General features: G+C 68.8%; 23 protein-coding genes. 14 read left to right on the plus strand and 9 right to left on the minus strand.

The features are described 5' to 3' along the window. The first annotated feature begins 52 nt into the window (after positions 1-52). Positions 53-367 (plus strand): hypothetical protein, encoded by a 315-nt coding sequence (locus ASC59_RS01625; RefSeq protein ID WP_055817763.1) that lies wholly within the window; start codon positions 53-55, stop codon positions 365-367. A 295-nt stretch (positions 368-662) separates the two neighbouring features. Beyond that, positions 663-2,150: an aspartate ammonia-lyase gene (locus ASC59_RS01630; RefSeq protein ID WP_055817765.1), complete on the plus strand. Its 1,488-nt coding sequence runs from the start codon at positions 663-665 to the stop codon at positions 2,148-2,150. A 148-nt stretch (positions 2,151-2,298) separates the two neighbouring features. Here ASC59_RS01630 and ASC59_RS01635 read toward each other — a convergent pair whose 3' ends face one another. Together ASC59_RS01635 and ASC59_RS01640 are read right to left on the minus strand one after the other, a co-directional pair. Further along, the gene (locus ASC59_RS01635; protein WP_055817767.1) at positions 2,299-3,174 is read right to left on the minus strand and encodes a fumarylacetoacetate hydrolase family protein; all 876 of its coding nucleotides are present in this window, start codon (positions 3,172-3,174) and stop codon (positions 2,299-2,301) included. Between the two features lie 137 nt (positions 3,175-3,311). Then, the gene (locus tag ASC59_RS01640) at positions 3,312-4,820 is read right to left on the minus strand and encodes an AlkA N-terminal domain-containing protein (RefSeq protein ID WP_055817770.1); all 1,509 of its coding nucleotides are present in this window, start codon (positions 4,818-4,820) and stop codon (positions 3,312-3,314) included. Between the two features lie 179 nt (positions 4,821-4,999). On the opposite strand from ASC59_RS01640, the gene ASC59_RS01645 reads away from it, so the two are divergent. The 3 genes from ASC59_RS01645 to ASC59_RS01655 all read left to right on the plus strand — a co-directional run bounded on the left by ASC59_RS01645 (position 5,000) and on the right by ASC59_RS01655 (position 8,092). After that, on the plus strand, positions 5,000-6,055 hold the full coding sequence (locus ASC59_RS01645; RefSeq protein ID WP_055817772.1) for a YihY/virulence factor BrkB family protein: 1,056 nt from the start codon (positions 5,000-5,002) through the stop codon (positions 6,053-6,055). A 60-nt stretch (positions 6,056-6,115) separates the two neighbouring features. After that, entirely contained in the window at positions 6,116-7,540 is a 1,425-nt protein-coding gene (locus tag ASC59_RS01650; protein WP_055817774.1) for an FAD-binding oxidoreductase, read from the plus strand. Between the two features lie 180 nt (positions 7,541-7,720). Next, positions 7,721-8,092, plus strand: coding sequence for an FKBP-type peptidyl-prolyl cis-trans isomerase (locus tag ASC59_RS01655; protein ID WP_055817776.1), 372 nt, complete (start codon positions 7,721-7,723; stop codon positions 8,090-8,092). A 270-nt stretch (positions 8,093-8,362) separates the two neighbouring features. On the opposite strand, the gene ASC59_RS01665 is transcribed toward ASC59_RS01655, so the two are convergent. The 4 genes from ASC59_RS01665 to ASC59_RS01680 all read right to left on the minus strand — a co-directional run bounded on the left by ASC59_RS01665 (position 8,363) and on the right by ASC59_RS01680 (position 11,826). Then, a complete protein-coding gene (locus ASC59_RS01665) occupies positions 8,363-9,094 on the minus strand; it encodes an esterase/lipase family protein (RefSeq protein WP_055817780.1) in 732 nt (243 codons plus the stop codon). After that, positions 9,094-9,948 carry an alpha/beta fold hydrolase gene (locus ASC59_RS01670; protein ID WP_055817783.1) on the minus strand — a complete coding sequence of 285 codons (855 nt, stop codon included), beginning with the start codon at positions 9,946-9,948 and terminating at the stop codon, positions 9,094-9,096. Before ASC59_RS01670 ends, ASC59_RS01665 begins: the two co-directional genes overlap by 1 nt. Positions 9,949-10,050: 102 nt before the next feature. Next, positions 10,051-10,461, minus strand: a complete 411-nt coding sequence (locus tag ASC59_RS01675; RefSeq protein WP_055817785.1) for a protealysin inhibitor emfourin — start codon at positions 10,459-10,461, stop codon at positions 10,051-10,053. Positions 10,462-10,644: 183 nt separating this feature from the next. Further along, positions 10,645-11,826, minus strand: coding sequence for a M4 family metallopeptidase (locus tag ASC59_RS01680; RefSeq protein WP_082513332.1), 1,182 nt, complete (start codon positions 11,824-11,826; stop codon positions 10,645-10,647). Between the two features lie 72 nt (positions 11,827-11,898). Between ASC59_RS01680 and ASC59_RS01685 the strand changes: the two genes are divergently transcribed. From ASC59_RS01685 to ASC59_RS01710, 6 genes are all read left to right on the plus strand, one after another. After that, a complete protein-coding gene (locus ASC59_RS01685; protein ID WP_055817787.1) occupies positions 11,899-12,729 on the plus strand; it encodes a CPBP family intramembrane glutamic endopeptidase in 831 nt (276 codons plus the stop codon). 295 nt (positions 12,730-13,024) lie between these two features. After that, positions 13,025-15,913: a lamin tail domain-containing protein gene (locus tag ASC59_RS17430; protein WP_200942287.1), complete on the plus strand. Its 2,889-nt coding sequence runs from the start codon at positions 13,025-13,027 to the stop codon at positions 15,911-15,913. A gap of 289 nt (positions 15,914-16,202) precedes the next feature. Beyond that, a complete protein-coding gene (locus ASC59_RS01695; protein WP_055817789.1) occupies positions 16,203-16,430 on the plus strand; it encodes a hypothetical protein in 228 nt (75 codons plus the stop codon). Positions 16,431-16,618: 188 nt separating this feature from the next. Beyond that, positions 16,619-16,888: a 30S ribosomal protein S15 gene (gene rpsO / locus ASC59_RS01700; RefSeq protein ID WP_055817791.1), complete on the plus strand. Its 270-nt coding sequence runs from the start codon at positions 16,619-16,621 to the stop codon at positions 16,886-16,888. Positions 16,889-17,029: 141 nt separating this feature from the next. Beyond that, positions 17,030-17,995, plus strand: coding sequence for an LLM class flavin-dependent oxidoreductase (locus ASC59_RS01705; protein WP_055817793.1), 966 nt, complete (start codon positions 17,030-17,032; stop codon positions 17,993-17,995). A 45-nt stretch (positions 17,996-18,040) separates the two neighbouring features. Then, entirely contained in the window at positions 18,041-18,652 is a 612-nt protein-coding gene (locus tag ASC59_RS01710) for a hypothetical protein (RefSeq protein ID WP_055817795.1), read from the plus strand. A 121-nt stretch (positions 18,653-18,773) separates the two neighbouring features. Here the strand turns inward: ASC59_RS01710 and trxA are convergent, their stop codons facing one another. Beyond that, entirely contained in the window at positions 18,774-19,166 is a 393-nt protein-coding gene (gene trxA / locus ASC59_RS01715) for a thioredoxin (protein ID WP_055817797.1), read from the minus strand. A 49-nt stretch (positions 19,167-19,215) separates the two neighbouring features. Beyond that, positions 19,216-20,949, minus strand: coding sequence for a ubiquinone-dependent pyruvate dehydrogenase (gene poxB, locus ASC59_RS01720; RefSeq protein WP_055817798.1), 1,734 nt, complete (start codon positions 20,947-20,949; stop codon positions 19,216-19,218). A 163-nt stretch (positions 20,950-21,112) separates the two neighbouring features. Between poxB and ASC59_RS01725 the strand changes: the two genes are divergently transcribed. Continuing rightward, on the plus strand, positions 21,113-22,273 hold the full coding sequence (locus ASC59_RS01725) for an LLM class flavin-dependent oxidoreductase (RefSeq protein ID WP_055817800.1): 1,161 nt from the start codon (positions 21,113-21,115) through the stop codon (positions 22,271-22,273). Between the two features lie 2 nt (positions 22,274-22,275). Beyond that, positions 22,276-22,905, plus strand: coding sequence for an FMN reductase (locus ASC59_RS01730; protein WP_055817802.1), 630 nt, complete (start codon positions 22,276-22,278; stop codon positions 22,903-22,905). Between the two features lie 147 nt (positions 22,906-23,052). Here ASC59_RS01730 and ASC59_RS01735 read toward each other — a convergent pair whose 3' ends face one another. Continuing rightward, positions 23,053-23,256: a DUF5302 domain-containing protein gene (locus tag ASC59_RS01735; protein WP_055817804.1), complete on the minus strand. Its 204-nt coding sequence runs from the start codon at positions 23,254-23,256 to the stop codon at positions 23,053-23,055. 102 nt (positions 23,257-23,358) lie between these two features. Here ASC59_RS01735 and ASC59_RS01740 point away from each other — a divergent pair, with 102 nt between their 5' ends. Next, entirely contained in the window at positions 23,359-23,835 is a 477-nt protein-coding gene (locus ASC59_RS01740; protein ID WP_055817807.1) for a VanZ family protein, read from the plus strand. The last annotated feature ends 26 nt before the right edge of the window (positions 23,836-23,861 follow it).

Consider the following 23,861-nt stretch of genomic DNA (forward strand, 5'->3'; position numbering starts at 1 on the left):
ATCGCGCCGCATCCGGCTGCGAATCATCCGCATCTCGAAGGAGTTCCCACCCATGTCCACCACCGCCAGCCTCGCCCCAGAAGCACCGGCCGCCTACGGCGCATCCGCGGCCGAGCCGGCGCGCGGCCTCAGTATCTCGAGCCTCGTGATCGGCATCGTCTCGATCGCCGCCGGCTGGACGCTCATCGCCCCCGTGGCCGGGCTCGTGCTCGGAATCATGGCGCTGCGCCGTGAGCCGGCCGGTCGCACGCTCGCCATCTGGGGCATCGTGCTGAACGGGCTGATGCTCGCTGGTGTCGTGCTGTTCACCGCCATCACCGTGGTCTTCGGCCTGGCATTCCTCCCGTTCGCCTTCCTCGGCATGTGAGTCACGCAGGCTTACGAAGCTCAAGGAGCACCGTTGGCTGACGAGTTCAGCAGGCGCCGTGCAGGTCGACGACGGAATCCGTTCCGAATCGCCGATCTCGCGGCGTTTTCCTGCGTGAGCGCGGCTCAGCTCTGAAGACTCCTGCGCGCCCCGACGGGTAGGCTGGAACCGAGGCGACGATGCCTCGAGATCCACCGATCGGGCGCCCTCGGGTGCTCGGCACCAGCAGGCAACGGAGCCCTTTGTGACCAGCAGTGCGTCCACCATCCCGTCGAAGCGACCGAGTGAGGAGGCGATGATGGCGAAGTCGCCCACGCCGGCACCAGCACAACCTGCAACGCCGGGATTCCGCATCGAGAGCGATTCGCTCGGCACCGTCGAGGTGCCCGATGACGCGTACTGGGGCATCCACACGAAGCGTGCCCTCGACAACTTCCCGATCGCCAAGCGACCGATCTCGGTCTACCCCGACTTCGTGGTGGCCCTGGCCAGTGTGAAGCAGGCGGCTGCCCGTGCGAACCTCGAGGTCGGGGTCATCAGCGCCGAGAAGGCCCGCTGGATCGACGCGGCCTGCCAGCGCATCATCAACGGAGCGCGGCACGACCAGTTCGTCGTCGGCGTCATCCAGGGCGGCGCCGGGACGTCGACGAACATGAACGCCAACGAGGTCATCACGAACCTCGCGCTCGAGCTCGCCGGCTACGGAAAAGGACGCTACGACATCCTGCACCCCATCGACGACGTCAATCGCAGTCAGTCGACGAACGACACCTACCCGACGGCCCTGAAGATCGCACTCGCGTTCTCGCTCAAGCACCTGCTGGCCGAGCTCGCACTGCTGCGCGAGTCCTTCGCGGCGAAGGGCGAGGAGTTCGCCAGCGTGCTCAAGGTCGGACGAACCCAGCTGCAGGATGCCGTTCCCATGACGCTCGGCCAGGAGTTCCACGGCTACGCCACCACCCTCGGCGAGGACTACGACCGGCTCACCGAGACCACCTGGCTACTCGCCGAGGTGAACATCGGCGCCACGGCGATCGGCACGGGGATCACAGCCGATCCCGGCTACGCGGCTGCCGCCATCCGTCACCTGAACGAGATCACCGGATTGAAGCTCGAGGGTGCGCCAGACCTCATCGAGTCGACCAGCGACGCCGGCGCCTTCATGTCGTTCAGCGGCTCGCTCAAGCGCAGCGCCATCAAGCTCTCGAAGATCTGCAACGACCTCCGGCTGCTGTCGTCGGGCCCGCAGGCCGGTTTCGGCGAGATCAACCTGCCGGCCAAGCAGGCCGGGTCCTCCATCATGCCGGGCAAGGTCAATCCGGTCATTCCCGAAGCCGTGAGCCAGGTCGCCTACGCCATCGCCGGTGCGGATGTCACCGTCACGATGGCGGCGGAGGCCGGGCAGCTGCAGCTCAACGCCTTCGAGCCCGTCATCGCGCACTCGCTGTTGCAGAGCCTCGCCTGGATGACCCAGGCCTGCTGGACGCTGCGGGTGAACTGCATCGACGGCATCACGGCGAACACCGACCGTCTCGAGGCGATGGTGGCGTCGAGCGTCGGCGTCATCACGGCGCTCATCCCGATCATCGGCTACAGCGAGGCGGCGATCCTGGCCAAGCAGGCACTGTTGACGGGTCGGCCCGTAGCCGACCTGGTCGTCGAGGCCGGGCTCATGTCGCGCGAGGAAGTGCTCGCGCACCTCGCTCCGGAGCGTCTGCTGGGCCTCGAGCACGTCACCACGGCGGTGCAGGCGAACGAGCGCCGCGGCGAGCCCTCGGAGTAGCGGTCATCGGGGTGTGATCTCGATACGCCGGCTCCTCCGTCGCGGGCTACTCGATCAGCGGGATCTACCGCTGGTCGAGTAGTTACCGAGCGCAGCGAGGCCACGTATCGAGACCACATCAGGGCGATGCCGTCCCCGCTGGGGGCGCCTAAACCACCCGACAGAACGTCGTCAGCGACCCGATCCCGCCGATCGAGACCGTCACGGCGGACCCGTCGCGCATGAACACGGGAGGCTTCCGCGAATAACCGGCGCCGCCCGGGCTTCCGGTCGAGATGAGGGTTCCGGCCGGGAGGGTGGCCGACGTCGACAGGTAGCTGATGATCTCGGCGACGCTGCGCACCATCTCGCCGCTCGAGGCATCCTGCAGGATGCGGCCGTCGAGGTTGGTCGTGAGCCAGACATCCTGCGGATCGGTGATCTCGTCGGCCGTGACGACGACCGGGCCCGTTGGGGTGAAGCCGTCGAACGACTTGCACCGGCTCCACTGCGCCTCGCTGAACTGGATGTTGCGCGCTGTGATGTCGTTGACGACCGTGTAGCCCCACACGTGGTCGAGGGCGTCGCGCACGGAGACGTTCTTGGCTGGCCTGCCGATGATCACACCCAGTTCGGCTTCGTAGTCGACCTGGTCGCTGATCTCCTCGGGCCAGGTCGTCGTGTTCTCGTGTCCCGTCAGCGAATTGGGCCAGAGTGCGAACACGGTCATGGCGGTCTCGGACCGCAGCTTCAACTCGGAGGCGTGGGCGGCGTAATTGGCGCCAATGGCGAGGATGTGCGGCGGGCGCAGCACGGCTGAGGCGTGCCGAAGGGTGTTCACCGGCGTCATGCTGGTGCGGTTCGCCACGGCGTGGGACACGACTGCACGCACGTGGGCGAGGCCGGCTTCGCCGCGTTCGATGAGGTCCTGCAGGTCGATCGGAGCTTCGTCCATCACCTCGTCGAGGAACAATGCCCCGTCGTCGACGACAACGGCGAGCCGGTTGACCGACTCGCCCTCCACCCTGAAATGCGCGAACTTCACCTCTCTAGGCTATCCGGGCCGACGGGCGCTCGGGTCCGGTGCACAATCGGAGGGGCCCGATGTGCGCCGGATCGCACTCATCGGCACCCGACGCAGGCAGCAGGCAGCAGGCAGCCGACGGCCGGCTGCCGCATCCGTCAGCAGGCAGCCGCCCGCCAGAGGTGCATGCCGGCGTAGCTGCTCCACGGAGCCCAGACAGCACCCCGGGTCCGCAGCTCCTTCTCAGCCGCTGGCAACCCGAGCCGTGCTGCTCCCTGGCGCAACGCGAGGTCGCTCGTGAGCAGCACGTCGGGGCTTCCGAGCACGCGCATCGACAGGTATCCGGCAGACCACGGTCCGATGCCCGGAATCGCCGTGAGGGCGGCCGTCAGCTCGTCCCGGGTGTCCGAGACGTCGATGCCGAGCGATCCGTCGCTCAGCCGCTGTGCTACATCGAGGATGGTGGCGATGCGCCGTGTCGGCCCGCGCAGCACCTCGATGCCCCGCGCAGCGATCTGCTCGGCGGTCGGGAACAGGATCCAGGCGCCGTCGGGCGTGCGCTCGCCGAGCGCGGCGGCGAGATGCCCCAGGCTCGTTCTCGCCGACGCCACAGAGACCTGCTGGCCGATGATGGTGCGGAACAGGGTCTCCTGCGGATCGATGGTGCCCGGCACCCTGATGCCGGGCACTGCTGCGACGGAAGCGGCGAGGGCCGGGTCCGCGGCGAGCGCCGCATCGATGGCCTCGGCATCCGCATCGGCGTCGAGCAGGCGCCGAACCCGACCGACCAGTGGCATGAGGTCGGCGAGCGATGCCACCGTGGCGTCGCAGATGATGGCCGGCGCCGCTGCATCGGAGTCGACTCGCAACGCGATGGTGGCGATGCCGTGGGGGAGACGGATGGCGCGGGCGTAGGTCTCGCCGTCCCAGGTCTCGACGCCGGTGATCGCGCGCACGCCGAGGAACGTGAGCACGCCGGCTCCGTCGAACGGCGCGCGCGCCGGCAGCCTGAGGCTGACGGCCGTTGAGCCGGGCGCCGGCGTCGATGCTGAGGCGGATGCGGCTCCCGGCCGGGTCGGAAAGCGCCGTGCCCGAGCCCGCAGTTCGGTGGGTGTGAGCTCGTAGACCGCGGTGATCGTGTCATTGAACTGTCGGATGCTGCCGAACCCCGCGGCGAAGGCCACGTCGGCTATGGGGAGGTCGGTGCTGGTGAGCAGGATGCGAGCGGACTGGGCCCGATGGGCGCGGGCGAGCGCCAGGGGACCCGCGCCCAGCTCGGCCTGCAGCACGCGGGTGAGGTGGCGCGGCGTGTACCCGAGGTGAGCCGCGAGACCCGGAACGCCGTCGCGCTCGACGACGCCGTCTGCGATCAGGCGCATCGCCCTGGCGGCGAGATCCTCGCGGATGTTCCACTCCGGGGAGCCGGGCACGGCGTCGGGGAGACAGCGTTTGCAGGCGCGCAGGCCGGCCTCGTGCGCGGCCGCAGCGGTGAGGAAGAATGACACGTTCTTGCGCTGCGGCGTCATGGCCGGGCAGCTCGGTCGGCAGTAGATGCCCGTGGAGTGCACCCCGGTGATGAACTGGCCGTCGAACCGGGCGTCTCGCGAGCTCATCGCCCTGTAGCGCTGTTCGAACAGCGTGTCGACGGCAGCGGGTGGTGCGTTCATCCCTCCAGCGTCGCACGTTCGGGAGGCATCCGTCAGCGGATTTCGGACATGGGTGTCATCGCGGCCCGAGGCCCGCCCTGCCGCGGTCCGAGCCCTGCCGGCGGCGGTGCGCAGCGAACGATCGGCGAGGCGGCGTCAAGGGGCAGCGCCCTCCCGTGCCCGTCGCTAGCCTGAGAATCATGAGCGACGACGGATTCGTGAAGAAGGCAACAGCCTGGGCACTCGGCACGAAGCCGGTGCGCGCCATCCTGCTGTACCAGGAGCACCACGGACCGATGCTCGCAGACAGCGTCACGTACCGCGTGCTGTTCTCGGTCTTCGCCGGCGTCTTCCTCGGCTTCGCCATCGCCGGCCTCTGGCTCGCCGGCAATGACGGGGCCATGAACGCCCTCATCGCCGCCGTCAACAGCACGATTCCTGGCCTCATCGGCGAGGGCAACCTCATCGACCCGGCCGATCTGGTGCAACCGCTGACCTTCGGGATCGCCGGCATCCTGGCGCTGGTCGGCCTGGTGGGCACGGCCATCGGTGCGATCGGATCGCTGCAGACGGCTTTCCGCAACATCGCCGACCAGCCGAACGACCCGACCTTCTTCCTCTGGATCCTGCTGCGCAACCTCGTCCTCGCCATCGGCTTCGGCGCAGCCCTCCTGGCCGCCGCAGCCGTCACCTACTTCAGCACGGCCGCCCTCGAGACGGTGTTCTCCTGGGCGGGGGCATCCTGGCTCACGGATGCCGCGGCCCGAGCCATCAGCATCCTCGTCATCTTCGCGATCGACACGCTCGTGGTGGCCGTGATGTTCCGACTGCTCTCCGGCCTGCGCCCGGACGCCCGATCGCTCTGGAGCGGCGCCATCCTCGGCGGAGTCGGCCTCACCGTGCTGCAGGTGCTCTCCAGCCTGTTCGTCGGCGGCGCGGGCAGCAACCCGCTACTGGCCTCCTTCGGATCGATCATCGCCCTGCTGCTGTGGCTCAACTTCTCGAGCCAGGTCATCCTCATCGCCGGCGCCTACATCGTCACCGGCGTCGAGGAGAAGCAGAATCGCCTGCGGGTCCGATATGGAGCGGGCACCTTCGAGACCCGGCGCGTGCAGCGCGCCGAGAACGCGGTGGAGGCGGCCGCGAGCGAACTCGAGGTCGCCAGGGAGGCCGCACGCAAGGCCGCTGCGCCGAAGCCACCCAAGGGGAAGAAGAAGTCGAAGAAGGACGAGAAGGCACCGGCCTCGGTGTCGTGAGCCGCGGCATCCGTGCTCGTCGAGGTCCGTCGTCGAGGTCTGTCGTCCTAGGCTGATCGCATGGCCACGATCGACCTGCTGCGCGCAGCTCTGGGAGACCCGCAGGGTGAGCACACGGTGGTCACGGATGACGCTGTGCTCGCTGCGGCCCGTGCCGACAGGTCGGGATTCGTCGCCGCCGAGACGGCGCTCGCCGTCGTCTACGCGGCATCGATCGACGCCGTGCAGGCCACTCTGCGCTTCGCCAGCGAGCACTCCATTCCCGTGGTGCCGCGCGGCGCCGGAACGGGACTCGCCGGCGGAGCCATCGGCAGCGCCGGGGCGATCGTGCTCGATGTCTCGCGCATGAACCGCATCCTCGAGATCGATGCCGAGAACGAGCTCGCGGTCGTCGAGCCCGGTGTGATCAACGATGCCCTCAACGCCGCTGCCACCCCGCTCGGCCTCTGGTTCGCGCCGGACCCGGCCTCGAAGGCCATCTCATCGGTCGGCGGCAACATCGCCACGAATGCCGGCGGACTGCTCTGCGCCAAGTACGGCGTCACGCGCGAAGCCGTCCTCGGGCTCGCGGTGGTGCTCGCCGACGGGCGGCTCATCCGCACGGGCCATCGCACGGTCAAAGGCGTGACCGGGTACGACCTCACGGCGTTGTTCACCGGATCGGAGGGAACCCTCGGCGTCATCGTCGAGGCGACGGTGCGACTGCGTCCGCTGCCCGATGGCGCACCCGTCACGCTCGGGGTGTTCTTCCCCGACGTGGCGGCGGCCGCGGCGGCAGCGGCATCCGTCACAGCAGCCAGACTGCGCCCGGCCGTCATGGAGCTCATCGATCCCGTCGCCCTGGCGTTCATCAGGGCACACCTCGGGTCTGAGGCCTTCGTCGGCACGCCGCTCGACGGCTCGCCGCTCGATAGCGCGACGGGAGGAGCCGCTGATGCCCCGGCATTCCTGCTGGTGCAGTTCGACGGCCCGGCCGCCGCCGCGGAGGCCGAGGCGGCGCTTCCCGTGCTCGTGGCCGCTGGAGGAGCGGCCCAGCTCGCTGCCGATGCCGCGGCAGGGGAGCGACTCCTGGCCATCCGGCGCGCCTTCCACGCGTCTGTGGCAGCCGGCGGCGAGGTTCTCATCGAAGACGTCTCGGTGCCCAGATCCCGCATGGCCGAGATGTTCGTGACCATCGCCGAGATCGGCGACCGCCATGGACTCGCCATACCGACTGTCGCGCATGCTGGCGACGGCAACCTGCATCCGAACTTCATCTACGCGGGCGACTCGGTTCCGGATGCCGTCTGGCAGGCAGCCGACGAGCTGTTCCGGGCAGCGCTGGCGCTGGGCGGCACCCTCACCGGGGAACACGGCGTCGGCCTGTTGAAGCGGCGCTGGCTGGCAGACGAGCTGGGCGACGACTCCTACGGCCTGCAGCGCGAGCTCAAGCGCGTCTTCGACCCCCAGGGAATCCTCAACCCGGGCAAGGTCTTCGCCGAGTAGGAAGCGGCAGCCACGTCGACAGGGCGCCGCACACAAGAAAATCTCGTCGTCCGGTGGTGCGGCAGTGCCTGCGACTCGACCGGCCGACGAGATTGGCCTGGGTCCAGCATGCCGTGCCGCGGCGTTCGCCGCAAGGGAAACCGACGTGCAATCGACGAACGGATCGGGTTGGATGGGGACATGACCGATCTGAACAGCAAGCCAGAAGTCGACTTCCCGGAGGGCCCGGCGCCCGAGACGCTCGTCATCGAGGACATCGTCGTCGGAGACGGCGCAGAGGCTCAGGCCTCCTCGACCGTCGACGTGCACTACCTCGGAGTGGAGTACGAGACGGGCGATGAGTTCGACTCCTCGTGGAACCGGGGCGAGTCCATCAACTTCCCGCTCAACCGTCTCATCGCGGGCTGGCAGGAGGGCATCCCCGGCATGAAGGTCGGCGGACGCCGCAAGCTCGTCGTGCCGCCCCACCAGGCCTACGGCCCTGCAGGCGGAGGACACCAGCTCTCCGGCAAGACCCTCGTCTTCATCATCGACCTCAAGGGCGTCAGCTAGATCTCTACCCTCCCGCTGGTCGAGTAGCGACCGTACCCCCACCCGCTGGTCGAGTAGCGACCGAACCCCCACCCGCTGGTCGAGTAGCGACCGAACCCCCACCCGCTGGTCGAGGAGCGACCGAGCCCCCACCCGCTGGTCGAGTAGCGACCGAGCGCAGCGAGGACGCGTATCGAGACCATCGTCGGAGCAGCGTCTGTTCTCGGCGGGTCTCGATACGGCTGCTCGCTTCGCTCGCTGCCTACTAGACCAGCGGGTGCCGCTCGCTGCCTACTCGACCAGCGGGCGGGAAGGTGCCGGCGCCAGCTCCGGCGGCGCCTCGGCGATCGCGTCGACGATGGCCAGCACCCGCACGTCCGCGAGGATGCGGAAGTGCCCGAGGAACGGCATCCGGATGTTCCGGTGCGCGCCCGGAAGCAGACTCCCGTCCGGCACCACGGGGTCGACGGTGCTGAAGATCGATGTGATGCGCTCGTTGATGTCGAGGATGGTGGCGAAACGTCTGAGCAGGGCATCCGTCGGCGAGAACTCGCGCAGCTCGCGCCGGATCGCGTACCGCGCGTAGGCCGAACCCGCGAACGGCGTGTTGATGGCCACCAGGTGCGCGACGCGCACCGGCCCCCCGGTCGCCTGGGCCGCAGCGTCGTCGATGAGCACCTGCTTTCCGATCAGGCCGCCCTTGCTGTGCGCGACGATCACGACGTCGCGCAGATCGCGCTCCTCGAGCATGCGCGCCACCAGGGCCGCCGAGTCCGTGATCACGTCACGGTTGTGGCGCAGCTCGGGCACCACGTGCACGGGATGCCCGCTGGCCGAGAGTCGCTCGACGAGGGGCAGCATGAAGCGCCAGTCCTCGTAGATGCCGGGCAGGATCATCACCGGGCGCTTCGTTCCGGTGAGATAGGCGTCGGGCTTCGCCGCAGACCGCAGCACGTCGTACTGCCTGCGCGCCACGTAGGCGTAGTCGTGCACGAGGTCGGAGAGCAGCTTGAGCGGATTCATCAGGCCTCCGCCTGGCTCTCGAGCCGTGCGCCTCGGTCGGCGCCGGCCTCCCTGGTGTCATCGACGCCGCTCGCGATTCCGGCGAAGCGCACGATGATGGCCGCGGGGGTCGCGGCGTCGACGTACATGCCCACGTGCGCCCGGCCGGGAAGCGTGTGGTGAGAGCCGTTCGGCACCGCAGCGGCGATGCTGCGGTTCCATGCCTCGGAGCAGATGGGGTCGTGCTCGCCGCGCATCGCGAGCACCGGCATCCGCAGGTCGGCAGCTCGCTCGAGCATCGGGTAGGCCACCATGACCGGAGCCTGCTTGAGCATCCATCGTGGTCCGCACTTGAGGTAGTCCGAGGCCACGATCCAGTTGACGTCTGGACGCTCGCGCAGGCTGTCCTGCGCGAGCCGGAGCATCTGCTGCGGAAGCGACTTCTCGGAAGGGTTGGTGACCGAGCCGATGAGCACGACGTGGCCAACGGCAGCAGGGTGCTGCAGAGCGGCCTCGACGACGACCTGCGTTCCCATGGAGTGGCCGACGAGCACGGCATCCGTGATTCCGGATGCCTCCAGCCACCGGGCGACGAGTGAGCCGTAGCGTTCCATCGGCAGTGGGTCGCGCGGCTCCGGCGCGTCTCCCATGCCGGGGAGCTCCAGTACGAAGACCGGGCCACGGGTGAGCAGTGCCGCCGCCAGAGGGCCGAAGTAGCGTGACGCGACGCCGATGCCGGGCACGAGCACGAACGGGCGCCCCGTCGTGGTGACCGACTCCTTCACCACGAGCGTGATGCCGTCATCGGTGAAGGTCGTCGCGCGCGTCAGCGGCGGTTGCGCGCGCCGGATGCGCGAGCGCGGCGGCCTGGGCATGCGTCGGGTCCCCTCACTGGACGCCATCATCGCGGCATCCGCCCTCAGGCTAGACCCACGGGACGGGCGGCCGTCGAGGGTTGACTCGCCGACCCTGATGAGTCAGTGCGACGCTCGCGAGTCGGGTGCCGGATGCTGCTCGGCCGCTGCGTGCGAATCCGACACCGCCGGCCGTTCGGGCGCTGCTGCGGAGTTCGCGGTCCTCACCCTGTCGACGAGTTCGCGCCACGGCCCCTGCAGCTGCTGCTCGGCCAGCGTGGCCTCGCGCTCAGGGGGGTCGGTCGCCGGCGGTCGGGAGGCCGTGTCGGGAGCGACCGGAGCACCGGCCTGGCGCTCGTAGCGGATGATGTAGACGAAGCGATCGGGCTGCGGCGGCTGCGGCGGGACGTCGTCCCACGGGAGTTCTGCGAGCAGCACGAGCCAGTCGGCGGCATCGGGCTGCTCATCGATGAGCACGCTCCACGTTCGGCGGAGGCCGCCGAAGCCGCCGGATCGGGTGACGATCACGAGCATGCTGGCGATGCTACTCCGGTCATCCCTCGCTGAGGGCCGAGCGAAGCGACCGCCCGAAGCGACCCCATCCCGCTCGCTGAGGGCCGAGCGGAGCGACCGCCCGAAGCGACCCCATCCCGCTCGCTGAGGGCCGAGCGGAGCGACCGCCCGAAGGGTCTGCCCGAGGTATCGCAGGGGAGCGGCCTACTTGTCGGCCACCACGCCCACGGCGAGCCAGGCGGCGCGCACGGCGTCGGTCTCGGCTGCGTCGTCGCCATAGCGCCGAGCCGCTGCATCCGTCGTCACCTTCGCGAAGCGGGAGAAGTCGGCGCGGGCGGCGAGGTCGTCTCCGGTGAGGGCGTCGTACCAGATCTGGCCGGCCTTCTCCCAGGCCGCGCCGCCGATGGCCGTTGCGACGAGATAGAACGCGTGGTTGGGGATGCCCGAGTTGATGTGCACCCCGCCGCTGTCCGCCGTGGTGTTGTCGTAGTCGCGCATGTGCGACGGCTGCGGGTCTTTTCCGAGCACGTCATCGTCGTACGCCGTTCCCGGCGCCTTCAGTGAGCGCAGCGCGATGCCCTGCACCTCGTCGGTGAAGAGCCCCTCGCCGATGAGCCAGCTGGCCTGCTCCGCCGTCTGGCGCTTGGCGAACTGGGCGACGAGAGAGCCGAAGACGTCGCTGACCGATTCGTTGAGCGCTCCGGACTGGCCCTCGTAGACCAGGTTCGCCGTGAACTGGGTGACACCGTGGGTGAGCTCGTGCCCGATCACGTCGAGTGCGATCGTGAACCGCGTGAAGACCTCGCCGTCGCCGTCGCCGAACACCATCCGCTCGCCGTCCCAGAACGCGTTGTCGTACTGATCGCCGTAGTGCACCGTGGCGTCGAGGGGCAGGCCCTTGCCGTCGATCGAATCGCGCGCGAAGACATCCCAGAACAGTTCGTAGGTGGCGCCGAGGCCGTCGTAGGCCTCGTTCACGCTCACATCGGCTGTCGCCGGCTCGCCCTCGCGGCGCACGACCTCGCCCGGAAGGGTCTCCCGCCCCTGCGCGTCGGAGATCGTGCGCTGGGGCAGCCCAGGCGTCGCCGACCGCTGTCGAGCCGACCTGGGCTGCGGATTGCGGGTGAGGGGGTTCGGCTCGTCGAAGCGCACGCCGTCGCGCACGAGAGAGATCTTCGCGGCCTGCGATGCGTTCTGGAAGCGCGGGTCGTCGGTGGCGGCGATGGCCGCGAGCAGGTACGGCGGCACGATGGAGTGATGCCGCCGAGTGCCGGCGCCGTCGCGCTCGCCGGGGTCACCGGTGTGGATTCCGACGGCACAGCGGCCCTCGGCATCCGTCGTCGCATGCGAACGGATGCAGTCGTGTGTGTCGTTCCCCCGGATCATGCTGCGAGCCTAACCCGGCCCTCGGACAGGGGAGGGGCACGAGCGGATCGCCGCGTTTCGTAGACTCTCCCCATGCCGAGCATCGCCGCCAGCACCACGGACGCACCCGCTCTTCCGCGCCTGTCGTGGAAGCTGGTGCCGACGCTGTTCGTCTGCGCAGCCGCCGTGATGCTCTTCGGCGTGCAGATCATCTGGATCGGCTACGCGCTGCTCGCCGTGGGGCTGATCATCGCCGCCGTCGTCGATCGATCGCTGCTGCGCGACCTCGCCCTCATCGCCGCAGGGCTGGTCATCATCTCGACGATCTCGCTCGCCGCCGACATCAGCTACATCAACATGGTGCGCATGGGCACGGTGCTCGCCCTCGCCGTGGCCGTTCCCTACCTGGTCTCGCGCTACGTCTACCGTGAGCGGGCCATCAGGTTCCCGTGGCGCGGAGGGGGCCGGTGGACTCGGGCGCAGTGGTTCTACCTGATCCTCGTGCTGGTGCTCGGCTGGACCATTCTCCCGTTCTACTTCATCACGTCGGGGGTGTACACGAACTGGCCGACCGTGACGGAACCGGATGCGATCGCCAGGCTCCTCGTCGGAGTGAACGCGGTCGGCATCTGGGACGAGCTGTTCTTCATCTGCGTGGTGTTCACGCTCCTGCGCCGGCACTTCCCCAACTGGCAGGCGAACCTGCTGCAGGCCGTCATCTTCGTGTCGTTCCTGTGGGAGCTCGGCTACCAGAGCTGGGGTCCGCTGCTCACCTTCCCGTTCGCGCTGCTGCAGGGCTACACCTTCTCCCTGACCCGCTCCCTGGGCTACGTCATCACGGTGCACCTGCTCTTCGACCTCGTCGTCTTCCTGGTCATCGTGCACGCGCACAACCCGGGAGCGCTGCCGATCTTCCTGCTTTGACCTGACTGTCGTGCTGCCGCCGTCCTGCCGCCGCCGTTCTGCCGCCGGTGGCGTCCGCCGGCGCGTTCACAGGATCAGGACGCGGCTGAGCGCCGTGATGGGGTCTTCCTCGCCACCGTCCTGTAAACGGATGCCTGCACGGCGGCGGTACGGATGCGGCAGCCGGCGTCGCGAGGGCGGCCGCGGGTCGGGCGGCATCCGTTCGCCCCGCGTTCACCCCGCGTTCGCGGGCGCCCGCCAGTCTGATCCGGGCCGCGCGTGCGGCCACTTCCACGCGTGCGAAGGGCAGACACGAATGCGAACGACCTGGCGGGCTGCGACTGCGGCCCTGCTCACCTCCCTGGTGCTGGCGGCACCTCTCACGGCGGCGCTCGGTCAGGCCGATGCTGCCGCAGCGGCTCCGACCGCGACCGAGCTGCGCATCAACGAGGTGGAGTCCGACGGCGGAACCCCCGGCGACTGGATCGAGCTCGCGAACCCGAGCGCGGCATCTGTCGACGCCTCCGGCCTCGTGCTCAAGGACAACGACGACACCCACGCCTTCGTCATCCCGAGCGGTTCGACCATCGCGGCCGGCGGCTTCCTCGCGCTCGACGTCGACCCGTCGTTCGGTCTCGGCAAGGCCGACTCCGCACGCCTCTTCACGGCCGACGGCGTGCTCATCGACTCCTACACCTGGGCCGCCCACGCCGTCGGAACCACCTACGGACGATGCGCCGACGCGACGGGTGACTTCACCACGACGGCGTCGGTCACGAAGGGAGCCGCCAACGACTGCGGCGCCGGAACGCCGACGCCCACCCCGACGCCGACTCCGACGCCCACCCCGACGCCCACCCCGACGACTCCGCCGGCGGAGGCATCCGCCCTGCGCATCAACGAGATCGAATCGAACCCCGACGACTGGGTGGAGTTCATCAACACCTCGGATGCCGCGCTCGATGCCTCCGGCTACAGGTTCAAGGACGGCGACGACGCGCACGACTTCTTCGTAATCCCCGACGGATCGGTGATCGCGGCTCACGGGTTGCTCGTGGTCGACGCTCTTCCCTGGGGCCTGGGCGCCCCCGAGACCGCTCGCCTCTACGCTCCCGACGGCACCACGCTCGTCGACAGCCACTCCTGGACGAACCACGCCGCCGCCAGCCTCGGCCGCTGCCCCGACGGGAGCGGCGCCATCGTCGCCACCTCGTCCGTCACCAAGGGCGCCGTGAACGACTGCAGTGTCGCCGTGCGCATCAACGAGGTCGAATCGAGCGGAGTCGACGGCGACTGGATCGAGCTGCGCAACATCGGAGCTCCGGCGGACATCTCGGGCCTCGTGCTCACCGACAACGACCCGAGCCACGAGCTCGTCATTCCGGCGGGAACCCTGCTTCCTGCCAACGGCTACGTCTCCTTCGCGACGGAGCCCTCCTTCGGACTCGGCGGCGCAGACTCGGCGAGGCTGCTCTCCGCCGACCGCGGCACCGTCATCGACTCCTACAGCTGGACCACCCACGCCCCCACGAGCTACGGACGCTGCCCCGATGGCACCGGCGAGTTCATCACGACCGCTGACCCCACGCGCGATGTAGCCAACTCCTGTGTCGTGAGCGCGCCCGTCGACGCCTGGCCGGGCGGAGCATCCGTCACCACGGCGGATGTCGTAGGCGTGCTCGGCGGCAACATGAGCGGACTCGTGCACGAGCAGACCGGTTCCGCCGCCTCGGCCGGCACTCTCTGGGCCGCGAAGAACGGCCCCGGAGCGCTCTACAACCTCGCCTGGGACGGCAGCGTCTGGGCTCCGATCACGACCGACGGCTGGTCCGGCGGCAAGGCCCTGCACTACCCGGACGGTACCGGCGACGTCGATGCCGAAGGCGTCACGATCACGGGGGCCGGAGCATCCGGTGGCGTGTTCGTCGCCTCGGAGCGCAACAACGCGAGCAACGCCGTCAGCCGCCTCTCGGTTCTCAAGTACGACGTGTCCGGAAGCGCGACCTCTCTCACCGCGACGCACGAGTGGAACCTCACCGCCGACCTGCCCGCCGTCGGCGCCAATGCCGGCTTCGAGGCGGTGACGTGGGTTCCGGATGCGTGGCTCACGGCGCGCGGACTGCTCGATCAGAGCACCGGCGCACTGTACGACCCCGCGCGTTACCCCGACCACACGGGCGGCCTGTTCCTCGTCGGCGTCGAGACGGCCGGAGCGGTCTACGCCTACGCCCTCGACCAGACCACGGGAGCATTCACGCGAGTCGCATCGTTCGCGAGCGGCCTGACCAGCGTCATGGAGCTCGGCTTCGACGCCGAGAAGAGCGCGGTGTGGGCGGTCTGCGACGACACCTGCCAGGGGCGCAGCATCCTGCTCGACATCGCGCAGTCTGGCGTCGACGACGGCAGGTTCGTGGGCGTCGCAGCCTACGAGCGACCGGCGGGCATGCCGAACCTCAACAACGAGGGCTTCGTCGTGATGCCCCAGTCGCAGTGCGTGAACGGATCCAAGCCGGTCTACTACGCCGACGATGCGGCGACAGATGGCCACGCGCTGCGCGCTGGCACCATCGACTGCACGGTGCTGCCGGTCGACCCGACCGATCCGACGGATCCGACCGATCCGACTGATCCGACCGATCCCACGGGTCCGACCGATCCGACCGACCCAACGGACCCGACGGATCCCACGGATCCCACGGATCCCACGGATCCCACTGACCCGGTGACGCCGGGCGTCCCGACCCCGATCCCCGGTGACCAGCTCACCGAGGCGAACCGCGGATCGGTGTCCACGGCATCCGGAGCGCTCGCAGGACAGCGCTTCACGGTGTCGGTCGGCACGGAGCACGCGGGGGAGAAGGTCGACGTCTGGCTGTACTCGACGCCGCGGCACGTCGGGCGTATCCAGGTCGGCGTCGCGGGAACCGTGACCATCACGATCCCCGTCGACACCGTGGCCGGCGCGCATCGCATCGCCGTGACGGACGCGAACGGTGAGCTCATCGGCTGGACCGACATCACGATCACGGCGGCCGCTGTGGCCGACGGTTCAGGCGATCCGGATGCCGCGACTCCGAGCACGCTGGCCTCGACGGGATCCGACGCCGGGGGAGCAGCGATGCTCGCCGGCGCCCTGCTGTCGATCGGTGTCGCGCTGCTCGTCGTCCGACGGCGTCGGGCCGCCTTCCGCCCCCTGGTCGAGTAGCGACCGCCTTCCGCCCGCCGGTCGAGTAGCGGCCGAGCGCAGCGAGGACGCGTATCGAGACCACGTTCCGCTGGTCGAGTAGCGACTGAGCGCAGCGAGGACGCGTATCGAGACCACCATCACGAGCGACCCTGCTCCCGATGGCGGTGGTCTCGATACGCCGGCTCCTTCGTCGCGGGCTACTCGACCAGCGGCGGCTCGGCGACTCGAGCACCTGCGGCGCGGCCAACCAGACGAGCGACACCGCTCACTGTCGATACGCTGGGGAGACATTCTCGAAGGGACCCCCATGAAGGACTATGCGTTCGCCGGAGCCGAATCCATCAATCGAGCGATCGGGATCCTCGTGGCCCTCGACCAGGTGCAGGTGAACGCGATGGACGAGCTCGCGATCGACAGCGCCATCGACGAGTGCGAGCAGGAATACGAGAAGGCCGTCGCCGATCCGAGCTACGTTCCGAGCAAGGACTTCATCGTGCGTCTAGACAACTACCTTGCCCTCGGCGACCGTCGATAGCTGCTCGGCGGCCCTCGGCAGCGGCAGTGCCGTTCATCGCGATCGCCGCTGCACTCTCCTCACCGTGTCGGTCGAGCCGGCGGTGCTCTGGTAGACTCTTCAGGTTGCCGTCAGAACGGCCGCGGATAAAGAGAGCTCGGGCATTCGGCCACGGGCACCGCGCAATGAAGAGATAAGGGGATCAACCTATGGCACTGGATGCAGACGTCAAGAAGGCGATCATCGAAGAGTACGCAACCCACCCCGGTGACACCGGATCCCCCGAGGTCCAGATCGCTCTGATGACCAAGCGGATCAAGGATCTCACCGAGCACCTCAAGGAGCACAAGCACGACCACCACTCGCGTCGTGGACTGCTTCTCCTGGTGGGCCAGCGTCGCCGTCTGCTCGGATACCTCTCCGACGTGGACATCACGCGCTACCGCACGCTCATCGAGCGTCTCGGACTGCGCCGCTAGGCAACTCTTCGCTGACAACGCGAACTTCTTGCGAACGGGCCGTCACCTTCGGGTGGCGGCCCGTTCGTCATGTCCGGGGTGCGGATGCCGCCCCCTCGGTGCCCGGCGCCGAGTGTCTGCAGGCGTCCCTAAACTCGAGCCATGCGCTTCGGAATCGTCATTCTGCCCCAACACGACTGGCCGGAGGCCGTCCGCTACTGGCGCGGCGCCGAAGAGCTCGGCTTCGACCACGCCTGGACCTATGACCACCTGTCCTGGCGTGGACTCGCGGGCGAACGCTGGCACGCGACGGTCCCCACCCTCACCGCCGCGGCGATGGTCACCGAGCGCATCCGGCTCGGAACTTTCGTCGCCTCACCCAACTTCAGGCATCCGGTGCCCTTCGCCAAAGACATCGCCACTGTCGACCAGATCTCGGCCGGGCGCGTCATCCTCGGCCTCGGATCGGGCGGAACGGGCTTCGACGCCTTCGTGCTCGGCCAGGCCGGGCTGCTCCCGCGTGAGCGCTACGAGCGCTTCGCCGAGTTCACCGAGGCGCTCGACACCCTGCTGCGGTTCGAGCCGCTGACGCCCGCCGTCGCCGATGCCCCCATCGACGGCTCCATGCCGGCCGACGACGTCATCGACCCCGCCGTGGCCGAACCGGGAACGGCGGGCATCTCCTTCTCGGGCGGCTGGTACACGGCCGTCGACGCCCGCATGGTCGGCGGACCGGCGCAGGAGCCGCGGATGCCGTTCCTCGTCGCAGCCGATGGTCCGCGGGCGCTCAGGCTGGCGGCCAGGTTCGGCCAGGGCTGGGTGACCACCGGGGGAGACGCCGACACGATCGAGCTGTGGTGGGGGCGACTCCGCGAGCTCTCGGACCGGCTTGCCGTCGCGTGCGAGGAGGAAGGGCGAGACCCGGCATCCATCGACCGGTCGCTGCTGTTCGACTCGCAGACGAAGTTCGCGCTCGAGAGCGTCGACGCCTTCGAGGACGCCGTCGGGCGCGCGTCGGAGCTGGGCTTCACCGACTTCATGACGCACTGGCCACGGGAGAACGGGCTCTACGCCGGCTCCGAGGCTGTTCTCGAGGAGGTCGCCTCGCGGCTCGATCGCTGGCGCTGACCGGCCCGCGCGGGGCCCACCGTCATCCGCGATACCGTTGAGGGCGTGTCTGAACCCCGCAACAAGTCGCTGCTCCACTGGGAGCCGTTCGCCTACATCCTGCTGATCGTGCTCGTGGTGCTGGCCGGGTCGCTCGATCCCCAGGGGGCTCCGGTCGCGTTCTGGATCGCGGCCGTGTTCGCCGCGGCGGCGACGGTGTTCTTCCTGGTGGCGTTCGTGTCGTACGGGCGACGGTCGCGGCTGAATCCAGACCCCGCCGGCAACCTGCGCAGCCTCGCCGACATCACCATCGTGCCGGCGGAGCACGTCCCGTCAGAGACCAACCCGACCGTGACGGTGGCCGACGCGGGCAGGCACCAGTCGGCCATCGACATCGTGCGCTCGCGTGGCGGTGAGGCGGTGCGGGCAGTGCTGGTGCCGCGGGCCAGCCGCTGGTTGTCCCGGCGCTACCGCATCGGCGTTCAGCTGCTGGCTGCCGGCGAGATCCGCCATGCGGGCTTCCTGCCCGATGCCGCCGACGAGCGCTGGCGCGACCAGCTTGGTGCGCTCCGAGACGATGGCCGCTACGTCGAGGTTCCCGCCGTCATCCTCGGATCCCAGCAGCCGTTCAGCGTCGACCTCGACGTGAGCGGTCTCCCGGCGGCCCTCGGCGAGTAGGCGCTTCCCGGGGAACCACAAAGCGAGGAGATTCTCCGGCAAGCGGCGATCCGGTGTGCGAATCACGCCTCAGACGGAGAATCTCCTCGCTTTCCAGGTGGGGGCGAAGGAGCGGCCGGGCTCAGGCCTCGGGGTTCTGCGCCTCCTGCAGAGCCTTCTCCTCGGCGGCGATCTGCTCGTGCACCGCGGTCATGTCGAGGCCGCGCACCTGCTCGATGAGGTCGTCGAGCGTTGCCGGGGGCAGTGCGCCGGCCTGCGAGAAGACTCCGACGCCGTCCTTGAACGCCATCAGCGTGGGGATGGACTGGATGCCCATGCCGCCCGCGATCTCGCGCTCCGCCTCGGTGTCGACCTTGGCGAAGGTGATGTCGGTGTGCTTCTCGGATGCCGCCTCGAAGGTCGGTCCGAACTGGCGGCAGGGGCCGCACCACTCGGCCCAGTAGTCGATCAGCACGATGCCGCCATCGGTGATGGTCTTCTCGAAGGTGTCCATGGTCAGGTTGACGGTAGCCATGCCCTCAAGTTTACCGGCGGTTTCCGGCGCATCCAGGGGCCGGGAAGCGTCAGTCGAACAGCCGTCGGAACACGTTCGTGTCCGCCAGGTCGACCAGCTCGTCCGCGCGGCCCGACATGATCGTGCGGAGGGCGTAGAGGGTGAAGCCCTTGGCCTGCGCCGCGGTGATGGTCGGCGGGATCGACAGCTCCTGACGGGCCGTCACGACGTCGACGAGCGCTGGCCCGTCGTGCGCGAAGGCGGCGCGCAGAGCTGCTTCGAGGTCGTCCGGCTTCTCCACCCGCTGCCCGTGGATGCCGACGGCGTTCGCCACGTCGGCGAAGTTCGGGTTTTCGAGCCCGGTGCCGAAGTTCACGAAGCCCGCTGCCTTCATCTCCAGTTCGACGAAGTTCAGCGAGGAGTTGTTGAAGACGATGATCTTCACCGGAAGCTTGTTCTGTCGGAGCGTGAGCAGCTCTCCGAGCAGCATCGCCAGCCCGCCGTCGCCCGACAACGCGATCACCTGGCGCCCGCGATCGATCGACTGCACGCCGATCGCGTGCGGCAGCGCATTGGCCATGGTGCCGTGCGCGAACGACCCGATGAGCCGGCGCTTCCCGTTCATCTTCAGGTAGCGAGCCGCCCAGACGACGGGGGATCCGACATCCGGGATGAACACGGCGTCCTCGCTCGCCAGGTCGCTCACCAACCTGGCGACGTACTGCGGATGGATCGGCTCACGGTTCCGGTCGTTGGTCGCCAGGTCGTCGAGCCCCTTCCTGGTCTTCGCGTAGTGCGCCGTGGACGAGTCGAGGTGCTTCGAGCTGGTCTTCGCCTCGAGCAACGGGAGCAGGGCGTCGACGGTGTCTGCGACGGTTCCGACGAGGCCCACGTCGATGGGGGTGCGCCGTCCGAGCTGCTCTCCGCGGATGTCGACCTGCACGATCTTCGCCTTGCCCGGGTAGAACTGCGGATACGGGAAGTCGGTGCCGAGCATGAGCAGGGCGTCGCAGCTCTCCATCGCCCGGTAGCCAGAGGCGAATCCGAGCAGTCCTGTCATGCCCACGTCGTAGGGATTGTCGTACTCGATGAACTCCTTGCCGCGCATGGCGTGCACGACCGGAGCCCGCAGTCTCTCCGCGATGGCGAGGAGCTGCGGGTGGGCGCCTTCGACACCGGCGCCTCCGAGGATCGTCACCTTCCTGGCGGTGTTCAAGACCTCGGCGGCGGATGCGAGGGACTCCTCGGTGGGCAGCATCCGTCGGGGAATGGTGCGGATGGGCGCCGACGGGCGGCGTCCGGCATCCTGCTGCAGGAAGATCTCGCCGGGGACGACGACCACGGCGACGCCCCGCCGTTCGAGAGCCGTGCGCATGGCGATCTCGAGCACTCGGGGAAGCTGCTCCGGCACGCTCACGAGCTCCGTGTAGACGCTGCACTCGCGGAACAGGTCCTGCGGATGCGTCTCCTGGAAGTAGGTGCTGCCGATCTCGGATGCCGGTATCTGCGCCGCGATGGCCAGTACGGGAACGCGCGAGCGGTTGGCGTCGTACAGCCCGTTGATGAGGTGCAGGTTGCCCGGGCCGCAGCTGCCGGCGCAGACGGCCAGTTCGCCGGTGATCGCGGCCTCGGCCGCAGCGGCGAAGGCTGCCGCCTCCTCATGGCGAACATGCTGCCAGGCGACGGTGCCGGCACGCCGCAGTGCGTCGGTGAAGCCGTTGAGCGAGTCTCCCGGGAGCCCGTAGACCCGCTCGACTCCTGCATCCTGGATGATCTTCACCATGGTGTCGGCGATTGTCGGCATGAGACCCCTTTCGAAGGCGACGGTGCCTCAGACGCTACGCGTCGTCGCGTCGCGGGAACAGGGCCAACGCCTACGGGAATAGATTTCCCCGAGGTACGGTTTGATCCGATGTACATGCAAATGCATGGAAAAGAAGTCGAGAAGAAGGCCAGGAGGCCACGAAATGCAATTCGGAATCTTCACGGTGAGCGACGTCACCCAGGACCCCACCACGGGACGCACCCCGACCGAGGGCGAGCGCATCAAGGCGATCGTGGAGATCGCCAAGAAGACCGAAGAGGTCGGGATGGACGTCTTCGCGCTCGGCGAGCACCACAACCCGCCGTTCTTCTCCTCGTCGCCCACGACGACACTCGCCTACATCGCGGCGCAGACCGAGACCCTCCTGCTCTCCACGGCCACGACCCTCATCACGACGAACGACCCGGTGAAGATCGCCGAGGACTACGCGATGCTCCAGCACCTGGCCGACGGTCGCGTCGACCTCACCATGGGCCGCGGCAACACCGGACCCGTCTACCCCTGGTTCGGCAAGGACATCCGCGACGGCATCGACCTCGCCCTCGAGAACTACGCCCTGCTGCAGAAGCTGTGGCGCGAGGACTTCGTCGACTGGCAGGGCAAGTACCGCACCCCGCTGCAGGGCTTTCAGTCCACGCCGCGCCCCCTCGACGGCGTCGCGCCGTTCGTCTGGCACGGCAGCATCCGCTCGCCCGAGATCGCCGAGCAGGCCGCGTTCTACGGTGACGGCTTCTTCGCCAACAACATCTTCTGGCCGAAGGAGCACTACATGCGCCTCATCGCGCTGTACCGTCAGCGCTTCGAGCACTACGGCCACGGCAGCGCGGACCAGGCGATCGTGGGCCTCGGCGGACAGGTCTTCATGGCGAAGAACTCGCAGGACGCGGTCGACCAGTTCCGCCCCTACTTCGACAACGCCCCGGTGTACGGCCACGGACCGAGCCTCGAGGAGTTCACGGAGATGACGCCCCTCACCGTCGGCAGCCCCCAGCAGGTCATCGACCGCTACATGGCCATGCGCGAGTACTACGGCGACTACCAGCGCCAGCTGTTCCTCATGGACCACGCCGGCCTGCCGCTGAAGACCGTGCTCGAGCAGCTCGAGATCCTGGGCGGCGAAGTGGTGCCGGTGCTCCGCAAGGAGCTCGACGCCAAGCGCCCGGCCCACGTGCCGGACGGCCCCACCCACGCGAGCCTCGTCGCCAAGCGCAACGCCGAGCGCATCGCGGCCCGCGATGCCGATGCATCCGAGTCCACCCAGAGGTCCGGCGCGGCCTTCGGCCTCGTCAGCAAGGGAGCCTGATCATGATCACTCGCAAGCTCACAGTGCTCGCCGCCGGCCTCAGCCAGCCGTCGTCGACTCGTCTGCTCGCCGACCGGCTGACGGATGCCGTCGTCGCGCGACTGCGCGACGTGCACGGAGTCGACGTCGACCTGACGATCGTCGAGCTCCGTGATGTCGCGAAGGATGTGACGAACAACCTGATCACCGGCTTCCCGAGCCCCAAGCTCGAGAGCGTGATCGAGGACGTGACGCACGCCGATGGCCTCATCGTGGCGACGCCCATCTTCTCGGGCTCGTACAGCGGCATGTTCAAGTCGTTCATCGACGTGCTCGACCCGAAGTCCCTCGACGGGATGCCGGTGCTCCTCGGAGCCACCGGTGGCACCGCTCGGCACTCGCTGGCCATCGAGCACGCGTTGCGCCCGCTGTTCAGCTACCTGCACGCCGTCGCGGTTCCGACCGGCGTGTACGCCGCAGCCGAGGACTGGGGGAGCGCCACCGATTCGGTCGGAGCCCTCACCTCGCGCATCGAGCGTGCGGCCGGCGAGCTGGCTGCGCTGGTGGCCGTCTCCGACCGGTCGCAGCAGATCCGCGACCCGTTCGCTCTGGACTCCTCCTTCAGCGTGACCGGCGGCTTCAGCGCGGCCTGACCGGACGCAGGCCCACGCCATTTCGCGGGCAGTTGCGCCACCCGATGCGGCGCAATCACCCGGAAAATGGCGCACGGGCGGCAGACGACGAAAACGCCCCGGCTCTAGGAAGGGAGCCGGGGCGTTCTGCTGTTCGTGTCGAGGCGATCAGCCGCTCTTGCGGCGGAACTCCTGGCGGGTGTCGGCGTTGCCGTGCGTGTGGGTGACGGCCGAGTGGCCGTCGAGGTGAGCCTCGCCGCTGGCCTTCTTGGCCTGGCTGTTCTTCTTGTCGAGGGCCTCGCGGAACTTGCGCTTCGTCTCGTCCGAGGCGCTCGGGGCGCCCTGCGTGGTGGAGTCGTCTTCGGTACTCATGGGGCCAGTCTAGACAGGGCCGTCACCGACGCGACAGGCGCTGGCGGCGATGCGCAACGGTCGCCGGGGGAGTTCCCAGCCCGACTGCGACAGGATGAACGGATGCTGCATCGCCATCCCGTCCTCGGGATCCTGACCGTCGCCTACCTCGCCTTCGTCGGCTGGGTCACGCTCACGCCGCAGCCGTACGACGGACGCACCGCGAGCGTGCTCGAGCGCTTCCTCGACTTCTTCGCCCGCCACGACGCCACGGACTGGATCACCTTCGACAGGGTCGAGGCTGCCGCGAATGTCGTGATGTTCGTGCCCGTCGGCCTGTTCTTCGTGCTGCTGTTCGGTCGCAGGCTGTGGTTCGTGGCCATCATCGCCGGCGCACTGTTCTCCGTCGGCATCGAGTACTTCCAGTTGGAGTTCCTGCCGAGCCGGGTCGCCGACGTGCGCGACGTTCTCACCAACACCGCTGGAACGATTCTCGGCGTGCTGCTCGGCCTGGTGCTCAGCTGGCCCAAGGCGCGGCGCATCAGCCGGGACAGGCGGGCGGTCTCCGAGGCTCAGCGGACGCGCCGCCTGGCCTCGTGAGGGTTCGACAGGCCCCTCTGTTAGAG

The sequence above is a fragment of the Leifsonia sp. Root1293 genome, assembly GCF_001425325.1.
Taxonomy (GTDB): Bacteria; Actinomycetota; Actinomycetes; order Actinomycetales; family Microbacteriaceae; genus Orlajensenia.

Excerpts from the sequence above, each read along its gene's own strand:
- ASC59_RS01625 (WP_055817763.1), top strand. The coding sequence starts at position 53 with ATGTCCACCACCGCCAGCCTCGCCCCAGAAGCACCGGCCGCCTACGGC.
- ASC59_RS01630 (WP_055817765.1), top strand. The coding sequence starts at position 663 with ATGATGGCGAAGTCGCCCACGCCGGCACCAGCACAACCTGCAACGCCG.
- ASC59_RS01640 (WP_055817770.1), bottom strand. The coding sequence starts at position 4,820 with ATGAACGCACCACCCGCTGCCGTCGACACGCTGTTCGAACAGCGCTAC.
- ASC59_RS01645 (WP_055817772.1), top strand. The coding sequence starts at position 5,000 with ATGAGCGACGACGGATTCGTGAAGAAGGCAACAGCCTGGGCACTCGGC.
- ASC59_RS01650 (WP_055817774.1), top strand. The coding sequence starts at position 6,116 with ATGGCCACGATCGACCTGCTGCGCGCAGCTCTGGGAGACCCGCAGGGT.
- ASC59_RS01655 (WP_055817776.1), top strand. The coding sequence starts at position 7,721 with ATGACCGATCTGAACAGCAAGCCAGAAGTCGACTTCCCGGAGGGCCCG.
- ASC59_RS01665 (WP_055817780.1), bottom strand. The coding sequence starts at position 9,094 with ATGAATCCGCTCAAGCTGCTCTCCGACCTCGTGCACGACTACGCCTAC.
- ASC59_RS01670 (WP_055817783.1), bottom strand. The coding sequence starts at position 9,948 with ATGCCCAGGCCGCCGCGCTCGCGCATCCGGCGCGCGCAACCGCCGCTG.
- ASC59_RS01675 (WP_055817785.1), bottom strand. The coding sequence starts at position 10,461 with ATGCTCGTGATCGTCACCCGATCCGGCGGCTTCGGCGGCCTCCGCCGA.
- ASC59_RS01680 (WP_082513332.1), bottom strand. The coding sequence starts at position 11,826 with ATGATCCGGGGGAACGACACACACGACTGCATCCGTTCGCATGCGACG.
- ASC59_RS01685 (WP_055817787.1), top strand. The coding sequence starts at position 11,899 with ATGCCGAGCATCGCCGCCAGCACCACGGACGCACCCGCTCTTCCGCGC.
- ASC59_RS17430 (WP_200942287.1), top strand. The coding sequence starts at position 13,025 with ATGCGAACGACCTGGCGGGCTGCGACTGCGGCCCTGCTCACCTCCCTG.
- ASC59_RS01695 (WP_055817789.1), top strand. The coding sequence starts at position 16,203 with ATGAAGGACTATGCGTTCGCCGGAGCCGAATCCATCAATCGAGCGATC.
- rpsO (WP_055817791.1), top strand. The coding sequence starts at position 16,619 with ATGGCACTGGATGCAGACGTCAAGAAGGCGATCATCGAAGAGTACGCA.
- ASC59_RS01705 (WP_055817793.1), top strand. The coding sequence starts at position 17,030 with ATGCGCTTCGGAATCGTCATTCTGCCCCAACACGACTGGCCGGAGGCC.
- trxA (WP_055817797.1), bottom strand. The coding sequence starts at position 19,166 with ATGGCTACCGTCAACCTGACCATGGACACCTTCGAGAAGACCATCACC.
- poxB (WP_055817798.1), bottom strand. The coding sequence starts at position 20,949 with ATGCCGACAATCGCCGACACCATGGTGAAGATCATCCAGGATGCAGGA.
- ASC59_RS01725 (WP_055817800.1), top strand. The coding sequence starts at position 21,113 with ATGCAATTCGGAATCTTCACGGTGAGCGACGTCACCCAGGACCCCACC.
- ASC59_RS01730 (WP_055817802.1), top strand. The coding sequence starts at position 22,276 with ATGATCACTCGCAAGCTCACAGTGCTCGCCGCCGGCCTCAGCCAGCCG.
- ASC59_RS01735 (WP_055817804.1), bottom strand. The coding sequence starts at position 23,256 with ATGAGTACCGAAGACGACTCCACCACGCAGGGCGCCCCGAGCGCCTCG.
- ASC59_RS01740 (WP_055817807.1), top strand. The coding sequence starts at position 23,359 with ATGCTGCATCGCCATCCCGTCCTCGGGATCCTGACCGTCGCCTACCTC.